The organism is Anaerolineae bacterium, assembly GCA_025062375.1.
GTDB lineage: Bacteria > Chloroflexota > Anaerolineae > SpSt-600 > SpSt-600 > SpSt-600.
Map to the genome: position 1 here is coordinate 1 of JANXAG010000052.1, position 9752 is coordinate 9752.

7 protein-coding genes are annotated in these 9752 nt (G+C 49.9%); 3 read left to right on the plus strand and 4 right to left on the minus strand.

The window, feature by feature from the left end; translation table 11 throughout:
• The 4 genes from NZ653_09500 to NZ653_09515 all read right to left on the minus strand — a co-directional run.
• A partial coding sequence (locus NZ653_09500) for a 6-pyruvoyl-tetrahydropterin synthase-related protein (protein MCS7287354.1) occupies positions 1–728 on the minus strand: 728 nt, incomplete at its 3' end.
• 9 nt (positions 729–737) lie between these two features.
• Positions 738–2627 (minus strand): N-acetylmuramoyl-L-alanine amidase, encoded by a 1890-nt coding sequence (locus tag NZ653_09505; protein MCS7287355.1) that lies wholly within the window; start codon positions 2625–2627, stop codon positions 738–740.
• A 1-nt stretch (position 2628) separates the two neighbouring features.
• Positions 2629–3153 carry a DUF6125 family protein gene (locus NZ653_09510; GenBank protein ID MCS7287356.1) on the minus strand — a complete coding sequence of 175 codons (525 nt, stop codon included), beginning with the start codon at positions 3151–3153 and terminating at the stop codon, positions 2629–2631.
• 44 nt (positions 3154–3197) lie between these two features.
• Positions 3198–4319, minus strand: a complete 1122-nt coding sequence (locus tag NZ653_09515; protein MCS7287357.1) for a hypothetical protein — start codon at positions 4317–4319, stop codon at positions 3198–3200.
• A gap of 942 nt (positions 4320–5261) precedes the next feature.
• Here NZ653_09515 and trpS point away from each other — a divergent pair.
• From trpS to uvrC, 3 genes are read left to right on the plus strand one after another with little or no spacing between them, the layout of a single operon-like run.
• Positions 5262–6248, plus strand: a complete 987-nt coding sequence (gene trpS, locus NZ653_09520; protein MCS7287358.1) for a tryptophan--tRNA ligase — start codon at positions 5262–5264, stop codon at positions 6246–6248.
• 4 nt (positions 6249–6252) lie between these two features.
• On the plus strand, positions 6253–7770 hold the full coding sequence (locus NZ653_09525; GenBank protein ID MCS7287359.1) for an ABC transporter ATP-binding protein: 1518 nt from the start codon (positions 6253–6255) through the stop codon (positions 7768–7770).
• Positions 7764–9659: an excinuclease ABC subunit UvrC gene (gene uvrC / locus NZ653_09530; protein MCS7287360.1), complete on the plus strand. Its 1896-nt coding sequence runs from the start codon at positions 7764–7766 to the stop codon at positions 9657–9659. The genes NZ653_09525 and uvrC overlap by 7 nt, the downstream gene beginning before the upstream one ends.
• Positions 9660–9752: the final 93 nt, after the last annotated feature.

Sequence of the window (9752 nt, forward strand, 5' to 3'; positions counted from 1 at the left end):
AGAGGACGGTCGTGAAGGGCAGGGAAGATGAAAAATGCCGCCAACCCTATCCCCAATACGAAAGCCTTTAGAGCCCTTGTTATCCGGCGAAGTGGGAGATTTTCAGCTACCCAAACCAGAACAACGTATCCTGCCAGCACAATGGTGCCCAGCATCGCAGTGATGCTGTGGCTCAACTGAAGGAGGCTGTACATCGCCCCGGCGAACCAGTACCGAGGCCATCCTCCTTCTCGCAGGTAAGCATGGAAGGCCTCCAGCACCCAGGGCAGCAGGCTAAGACCCATATATTGAGGGAAATCCCCCAGCCAGTAAAGTTCACGAACCCGGAAAGGAGTATAAGCATAAGCCAGCCCCGCCACCATCGCTCCCGTCTCGCCAATCCCCCACCGGCGAGCTAAACGGTAAACCCCAGCGCTCCCGAAGGCTATCAATAGAGCCAGAAGGAGTTTCACGCTGGCTTCTGGATTGAACCCGAGCTCCATTGCCAGCGCGCCCGACCAGGGAAACAGCGGAGCGTTAAAGTGAAAGAGGGGATAGCCCAACCCGAAGACAAGATCGGGGGCCCAGCGGGGGTAGAAAACCCCAGCCTCCCAGAGACGATGCATCTCCAGTATCCTGAGGGTGTGGACAACTCCATCCTTCGTGAGCGAGAGACCAGGACGGGTCAAAAGCTCTCCTACTATCACCAGCCCCATTAACATCAGCCAGAAACCGCGCTCGCGGACCATAATCGCCACTTAAACCGGAGCCAAAAAGCGTTTACCTTTGGCGACAAGGTCATCCAAGAGTTTCTTCAAAGAAGCAATATCAGGGTAAACAATCCTCTCAACCTTGCAGCCCGAGCGCCTGAGGAGCCCTTCCACATCTTCATCGATCTTGTCCTTGCCTCCCACAATGGTTACATAACGAGCCTGGAGGGCATCATGGATGGAAAAACCACAGGTAGGGCGGAACCGTGCTATATAATTTTGGGCTGCTTCCCACTCTTCCGATGCCCAGGCATCCTGGGTTTGCCAGAAGAGCATGTAATGGTAAAGCGGCTTAAAGCTCTGGCGAGGAGCCTCATCCACAGCCTTGAAAAGCATCCCCTTCCATTCTTTCCACCTTCCCCCCGGGCATATAGTAAGGATGAGCTCCTGATGACCAACGATAGCTTCTTTCGATAGGTTCAACTTTTCCAGAAGGTAGGCGCATAGATGACCAAGGGCCAAAATCTGAGCTATGGGTGGAATCGAAGATGTAAAGTCTCCCGCAAGACAAATCCCAACCCCGGAAGAATTGTAAGCTCGGGTGTGGTAAGAGACAATTTCCAGGGGGTTGGTCTGGTAGATTTTGCCTTCCTGGTCAATGAAATAATGGTATCCTATTCCAGGCCACCCCTGTTTTTCCACGTGGTAGCGGGCAATAAACTCTGGCCCCAAGTTGGGAGGAATTGCTGAATGGTGTACCACCAGATATTTTATGGCTCCAAGCTCTCTCCTGGCATAGCGTCCAACGGGATGTCTGGGAAGCTTATCGGATATATCTTCCACAGGGGGCTCCACCACTGGTGCTGGCTTCTCCAATGCCTCCTTCAGCTCTTTTAATTCTTCCCGGATTTCCAGTAGCTTTTCCCCAGCATTTCCCAGAGCTGCCTCTCCTGAAGATAAACGCACCATGAGGACTTTCTGAAAATACTGGACCAGGCTTCCCTCCTCTTCCCGCTCCTCCGACACAGGCAGCCCGCACACCTCCAGGCCCAGTTTTTCCAGAAGCTGAAGAAAAGGCCCCTTTACGCTGAAGCCTGTTTCTTCAAAATACTTGGCGGGCGCTTCTCTTGGCATTGAAGCTACAGCCCTGACTACCGGCCGAAATTCCCCTTCCTCAGTTCGCCAGGCAAAAACAGCCTGGGCGGGATCTGGAGAAGAAGCAATAAGGGCACAAGCTGAGTTTACGTACGGGTATTTATACAGCTCACGATAGTATTCCACATATTTTCTGGCCATTTCATCGGGGGAAAGACCCGGAGTGGAATCGCCAAATTCCGTTATTTCAATGGTTTTATTCGGAAACATCCGGTGGTAGAGTTTAAACCTGAGCCCCCATTCTTCTGAGAGATGGTTTTCATACTGCCAGTAGCAATGGCACCCAAGCCAGTCAGACTCTTCCACTGCTTCTCGGCATATTTCCAGCCATTCCAGATCTCGGTGAGGATAATTTATGGCAAGGCCGGGGAAGCCGAACTTTGCCCAGGGGAAAAGCTCCCGCAACCTCCTCAAAACCTCAAGGTACCAGCTTTTAAAATCCCTGGCCTGCTCATCCGAGGAGCCCCATCCTTCAATCCTCTGGAAGTGATTTGGCTCATTATGGATCTCAAACTTCTCGGCATAGGGGCGGAGAGTCCGGATGCTGGGAGCAACCCTTTCCACAAATTCCTGAGGAGAGGGATGCTGTCCCAGGGCAAAGCCTCTGTCCCAGAGCCTTACGATGAACTCAAGGGAAGGGTTCTCCCGGCGCAGCCTTTCATAGACCGAAACATCCGTTATGGATACAGTCTTAAGGGTTTCAATGCGGGCTTCCCGGATTAAACTGTAATCTCCTTCCGGGAAGAATACATCGTTGCGAGCATGGAGGCCTATGCGGACCATTTCACCCTTCCTTTATCTTGAATTGCCATGCGCACCAAAATTCGGGGGGATGAGGATCGGGAGGACAGGCTATGCAAATGGTCTCTATGCGGGGGTCAATGGTGCGGGCGAATACAGAATACTCAACCAGACCCACGGACTTACAGGGGAAATCGGGCAGGCCCTTGCTTTTGCGAGCTTCCTGAACCCGACACTCATTCATCCGGAAGATAAGAGTATTTTCATCGGGCTCTAGGATTTCCTGGCGGTTTATATAGGAATAGAGACGATACTGCAGGGCTTTTTTGAGAGCCTTGAGGCCTCCGCCCGGCTCCATCCCAAGCCTTTTCATGATCCTCCTGGCTTCAATGGCTGAAAATTGCTCCCAGGCTTTCTGGTCCAGTTTTATAGCCATCTCCATCCCGCAAGCCTCTTCCACCGCCAGAAACCACAATCCATCGTGGGCGAGCCAATTCCTCGCAGCATCCTCCAGAAGGCCAATCAGTTCCTCTTTGCTAAGCTGCATAAGGGTTTGACGGTCCGGCATATTCTCACCTCCACAGTGTTTTTCCCTGGTACACATCGAAGGCTTTACGCATGAGCGAATTCCCTGCGGTAAACCATCCACCCCAGAACGATTAAAGCACCCAGCATTGTCATACGAAATAGAGCGCTTACCGCACAGGGCAAACCGAGTTTTGTGAACTCGGAACCAGCCAGAGCTAATTTGCCCGTCAGTGGGAGAAATTGCGGGTGACCGATCAACGGTGAAAACCTGGGCTGAAACAAGATTTTAAATTCGTCATTAAGTTGTGGATATAAACCGATGATGAACAGTGCAATCAACAAACTTTGTGCTACCTTGCCGCGGGCGCAAAGCGGGCCGAAGTCTAACACCAAGAAAGGGATGCTTAGCACCAGAAAACGCGGGCCCCATGACCAGCCCCCATGCCACGTCCACCACTTAGCATGAAACAAAAGGTAAAGCAAGAAAACACCGCCGAATAACATTTCAGCCCACAAGCGGGCCAAACCCCACGGCGCTAAAATAACCGGTGGTGCAAACAAGAATATGCTTTTTCCCGGACTATAACCCGAGGTGAAGCAGTGTTGTCCAGCCTTCGCCAACGTAACCAAAATCCAAAATATTCCCGAAACGGATATAATTGGAAAAACAAAGGCAAAGTGATAGCAGCTGTGGCCCGGGTGATAAGAGCATAGCCCAATGCACTTCCGGCCAAACCAAACCATCGCCAACTCAATTGTTCTCGTGCCCGGTGTAAACCGCACGCGGCAATTGTAAGCAACAATACCGTTATTAGAATAAGGCCAGGCTATTGTCCCCAAACCATATACGAAAGCTAGACAAACCCCTGTTTTGGCTGAAGCGTAAAGCCTTTCGCTTGCTACCGTTATAGCGGTAACAATTTGATTGAGACGTGAGACAAAGAAATGGGTCGTGTCCCATCTATTAGTCTTCGCCAGGTTGCTCCATACTGTCCCAGCGATATACAGAGGCATCGCTGCTAACGGCTGGTCCATGCCATGCTTGCTATAACAGCCCCCATCAGCCCCTCGCACCCCTTGAGGGAAAAGCTTGTCGCACGGAATCGCCAAGGTTCGATTATCCACCAAACTCCAGGTAGTGCGATACATCACTTCACCATCGCCAGAATGAAAGCCTTCACCCACAGTGAGTAATATGGAGCGCAAAATTCCTGTAACCTTCAGTTAATTTTGGCTTTTTGCTACAATTATATACGAGGTGTGGGAAAACCGCCAAAAGGGGATAGCCTTGACTTTACTTGCATCCTTGAAACGGCCACAAGGTGACCGGGCGCAAAAGCCAGTTTGTGGTCAGGCATGATCCAGGAGTGCGTTTCTTGCGATCATCCGGTAAATAATGCCTTTTCTGACTGACGTCTCTTCCATCGCTTCGCCCTGATCACTAAGATGCCCCCTCATTTTCCGAACGGCCACAGGATCTCCGGCATGCTGGATTCCATATGGCTACTGTCAAAGCCCTCTGGTGCGTGCCGACCCCTACTGTCGGGAGGAGAAATTCTCCGATTACCAACAACTGGTCGGACTGGCCCTGGGGGTAATACTTTACTCCAGACTTTGTCCGCCCGAATCGGGAGATATTCCAGGCTCTCCGTTATAGCCATACAACACCGCTGCGACCGCAAACTTTCACGACTGCACCTTACTGGCCAGGAAAGGGAACAATGGGTGATAGCGAGCGCTGGAAGAGGCAGTGTGCTCTGAAGCTCTCTTCAAAGCGCGGAAGTGCTTGCTGGCGACCACGAAGGGCTCTTATGGCCTGGGTCAGCCATGGGTTCTGGTGACTAAACCGGAGCAAGTGTGTGAGGTGCGGTGGAAAGATTTCAAAGCCTTAAGCCTGAAAGCCTTGCAACTTACTGCTGGATATGAGCCCGTATCTGGACGAGGAGCGGGTCAGACCGGAATCAAAAGCGAACAGACGGACTTAATTTTTCTAGGCTGCGTAGCCGTCCTGTTGGTTCTAAACGGGGAGAGTCGGTTAGATTCCCTGCTTCACCTGCTGGGCGTTCTCTGAACGTGGGTGAGGTCAAAAACCTTGTCTTGGCTTTTCTCTTATGGTAAACTTATGCCAAAAGAACGGAGGGTTCTGGTATGGGTAAGAGGGTTTTCAGTGGCGCTCGTCCCACGGGGAAACAGCATCTGGGTAATTACCTGGGAGCAATAAGAAATTATGTGGCTCTTCAGGAACAAGGTTACGAAACCATCTATTGTGTTGTAGATCTCCATGCTATGACCACTTCCTTTGAAAACCTACGAGAGCTCACAGCTGAGATGGTCCTGGATTGGCTGGCGGCAGGGGTTGACCCTCAGAAGTCTATCCTTTTCGTTCAGTCTTCAGTCCCAGAGGTAATAGAGTTGGCTTGGTACTTCTCCACAATAACCCCTTTGGGATGGCTCCTTCGTCTTCCCACTTTCAAAGAGAAAGTACGGGCTCAGCCCGATAACGTAAACTACGGCCTTGTAGGTTATCCCGTCCTTATGGCTGCGGATATAACGTTATACAAAGCTGAAATAGTACCTGTGGGGGTGGACCAGGCCCCCCATCTAGAGTTCACCAGGGAAGTAGTGCGCCGTTTCAACCATCTTTTTGGGCCAGTGCTGGTGGAACCTCAAGCCCTCTACACTGATTTCCCAAAGGTCCTGGGCATTGATGGAGTGAATAAAATGAGCAAATCCCTCAATAACCACATAGAAATTTCCGCCTCCCCCCAAGAAATCCACCAGAGAGTTATGATGATGGTTACTGATCCCCAACGTACTCACCGTCATATCCCCGGCCGTCCTGAAGTCTGCAATGTCTTCTCTTTCCATAAATTCTTCTCCCCCAACGACGTAGAAAGAATAGATAAAGAATGTCGGACTGCTGGGATCGGCTGTGTGGACTGCAAGAAACTCCTCGCTGGCAACATAAGCGATTATTTTGCACCCTTCCGGGAAAGGCGCGAGGAAATGTCTTCTGATCCCTCTTACATCTGGGACGTTCTAGAGGATGGTCGGCGTAGAGCTAAAATTATAGCCGAAAGAACTATGGCTGAAGTTAGAGAAGCCATTTACAGCAAGAAACCATCCGGAGGCTAAAAACATGGTCTCCAATCCAGCGGTGAAAATGGTTAACATCGTCAAAAAATTTCCGGGAGTGATAGCTAACGATCACATTAACTTTGAAGCCGCTCCGGGGGAAATACACGCTCTCCTTGGGGAAAATGGGGCCGGCAAGACGACCCTGATGAACATCCTCTACGGAATATACCAGGCCGATGAAGGCGAAATCTATATAAATGGCCATAGAGTTTATATCCGTTCTCCTCGGGATGCTATAGCCCTGGGCATAGGCATGGTCCACCAGCACTTTCACCTTATCCCCTCTCATACTGTTGGAGAAAACATAGTGTTAGGACTTCCTGGCAACTTTTTTTTCCCTCTGGAAAGGGCCAGGAAGGAAATTGAGAAGATGCTGGAACAATATGGCCTTAAGGTAGATGTAGATGCTTATGTCTGGCAGCTTTCAGCTGGGGAGAAACAAAGGGTAGAAATAGCCAAAGCCCTCTATCGTAATGCCCGTATTTTAATCCTTGACGAGCCCACCACAATGCTCACACCTTCTGAAACTGAAGAGCTTTTCGCTGCGTTGAAGCGCATGGCTGGAGAAGGAAGAACGATCATCTTCATAACTCATAAACTCAGAGAAGTTATAGAAGTGAGCGATCGGGTTACAGTTCTCAGGAAAGGGAAAGTAGTGGGGTCCGCTAAAACTTCAGAGGTTACCATACCCCAACTTGCGGAAATGATGGTGGGAGAGCAGGCTCTGTGTGAGATAACCTTGCCGCCCGTGGAGAAGGGCAAGGTGGTTTTAGAAGTTAAGGACCTGTGCGCTTTGAACGATAAAGGGCTTCAAGCTCTCAAAAACATTTCTTTTTCTATCCGGGAAGGAGAAATCTTCGGGATCGCAGGAGTGGCAGGGAACGGTCAGAAAGAACTGGTGGAAGTCATAACGGGGCTACGAAAAGCCACTTCGGGCTGTGTTCTGCTGAATGGTAAAGATATCACAAATGTTTCCCCTAAAGAAATTGTGGACCTTGGAGTGGCTCATGTTCCCGAAGAAAGGATAAGCGTGGGGCTTGCTCCCAGCATGAGCGTTTTAGATAACCTGTTGCTCAAATTTTACCGGCATCCGCCTTTCTGTTACGGCTTTCTGCTTAATTATCGGAAGGCAAGCGAGTTTGCAGAAAGCAAAATAAATGAGTTTGAAATTATAACCCCCAGCAAAAATACTCCTGCTAAATTCCTTTCAGGAGGGAACATCCAGCGCTTGATCCTGGCTCGGGAAACCAGTGGCCGGCCCAAGTTAATAGTAGCTGCTCACCCTACTTACGGGCTGGACATAAAGGCTACAGATTATGTACGGCGTCGGCTTATTGAACAGCGCAGTCGTGGGGCAGCTATCCTTCTGATTTCAGAAGACCTGGAAGAAGTAATATGCATGAGCGACCGCATTGCTGTGATGTTTGAAGGCCAATTAATGGGCATAATGGACGCTCAAGAGGCCGATATCAAAACTATAGGCCTTATGATGGCCGGGGTAAAACCAGAAGCATGTTAGAGGAGGAGCTTAAGGCCATTCCACCGGCGACAGGTGTTTACATATTTAAAGACGCCCGGGGGCAGGTGCTTTATGTAGGCAAGGCTGTTAACCTTCGAGGGCGGGTGCGTTCCTATTTTCAACCTTCAAGCCAATCGTACCTTAAAGCTCGCCTTTTGGCCGAAAGAGTAGCTTCAGTAGAGTTCATTTTAACCCAAAATGAAGTGGAAGCTTTGGTTTTGGAATGCAACCTCATAAAAAGATATCGCCCTCCTTTCAACGTTCGTCTCCGCGATGATAAGCAATACCCTTACATTAAGATTACCTGGCAGGACACCTTTCCCCGTGTAATTGTGACCAGGAGGATGGAGCGGGATGGCTCCCTTTACTTCGGCCCCTATACTTCCTCTTCTGCCCTCCACCAGACTATGGATCTCATCCGCAAGGTTTTCCCTTATGCTACTTGTTCTGATCCCTCACCTGGGAAAAGGATCCGCCCCTGTCTCTATTACGATATAGGCCGGTGCGTTGGCCCATGCACCGGGCAAATACCTCCGGAAGAATACAGATCTTTGATAGAACAGATCATCCTTTTCCTCAAGGGGAGAACTGAGGAAATAGTAGCAGACCTCTGGAAGAAAATGGAAGAAGCCTCCTCTGCTTTGGCATTTGAAAAAGCAGCGGTCATAAGAGACCAAATTTTCGCTCTGGAAAAAATTTCCCAACATCAGCGCGTGGTCTCTTCATCCCTTCAGGACAAGGACTTTATCGCCTATGTTCGCTCTGGGGAAGAAGCGTGCGTACAAGTTTTCTTCGTCAGAAACGGCAGGCTGGTGGGCAGAGAGTATTTCCTTCTGGAAGGAGCCGAATTGGAAAAAGGGCAAACCTTAGGGGCTTTCCTCAAGCAATTTTACGAGAGAGCTGCCTTTATACCTCCTGAAATTGTGATCTCAGAAGAGATAGAAGAGACCTCGGTCATTGAAGAGTGGCTTCGCTCCCGAAAAGGTGTAGACGCGAAGCTCAGATTACCTCAGGACGGAATAGAAAGAGAGCTTATAGAAATGGCTTCCCAGAATGCAGCCGAAATTCTAGAGAGCATAAAGGAAAGTCAGGAAAAAGAGAAGAAAAAGAGGTTAAATGCTTTAGCCGAACTGGAAGAGGTTCTGGACTTACCAAGGCTCCCTGTCCGGATCGAATGTTATGATGTTTCTCACATTCAAGGCAAGTTGGCCACAGGAAGCATGGTGGTTTTCGTTAACGGATTACCTCGCAAAAAGCTCTACCGCCACTTTCGGATAAAGGAAGTGGAAGGAATTGATGATTACGCAATGCTGAAGGAAGTCCTGGAAAGACGCTTCCGTCGCTACCTGGAGGCGAGGGAAAGCGAGCTCCGACTTGCCCTTTCCGACGAGCCGTGGCCTCACAAGCCCGATTTGGTTCTGGTGGATGGAGGTAAAGGGCAACTCAGCGTTGCTTTAAAAGTTCTGGAAACTTTGGGTATAGAAGGTATCCCTGTAGCAGCGCTGGCCAAAAGAGAAGAAGAAGTCTTTGTCCCTGGAAAAGAAGAACCGATAAAGTTGCCATCAGGTTCCAAAGCTTTATCCTTACTTCTGCGCATCCGGGATGAAGCCCATCGTTTTGCTATATCTTACCACCATAAATTGTTTAGAAAAGAAACCCTTTCGGCCTCTCTTGAATCCATCCCGGGCATTGGCCCTAAACGTCGTCGTGCTCTTATGGAGCATTTTGGTTCTCTGGTAGCTCTTAAGGAGGCTTCAGTCGATGAAATAGCCTCTGTGCCTGGAATAACTCGAGAGCTTGCCTTAAGGATAAAAGAATTTCTGAGTAGCTCCGACAAAGCAATTTCATATGGAGGGAAAAATCTATGGAGAGGAGGGGGCTTGAGATAGCGGTAGAGGTTCCAACAAGTGTGAGGGAGGCTTTGGGGGATAAGGCCACGCTGGACCTTCTTTCATGGCTTGTGAGGGCGATACCATCGGTGG

What these genes read in the sequence shown, in the direction of transcription:
- NZ653_09505 (MCS7287355.1), bottom strand. Translation starts at nt 2,627, where the DNA reads ATGGTCCGCATAGGCCTCCATGCTCGCAACGATGTATTCTTCCCGGAA.
- uvrC (MCS7287360.1), top strand. Translation starts at nt 7,764, where the DNA reads ATGTTAGAGGAGGAGCTTAAGGCCATTCCACCGGCGACAGGTGTTTAC.
- trpS (MCS7287358.1), top strand. Translation starts at nt 5,262, where the DNA reads ATGGGTAAGAGGGTTTTCAGTGGCGCTCGTCCCACGGGGAAACAGCAT.
- NZ653_09525 (MCS7287359.1), top strand. Translation starts at nt 6,253, where the DNA reads ATGGTCTCCAATCCAGCGGTGAAAATGGTTAACATCGTCAAAAAATTT.
- NZ653_09510 (MCS7287356.1), bottom strand. Translation starts at nt 3,153, where the DNA reads ATGCCGGACCGTCAAACCCTTATGCAGCTTAGCAAAGAGGAACTGATT.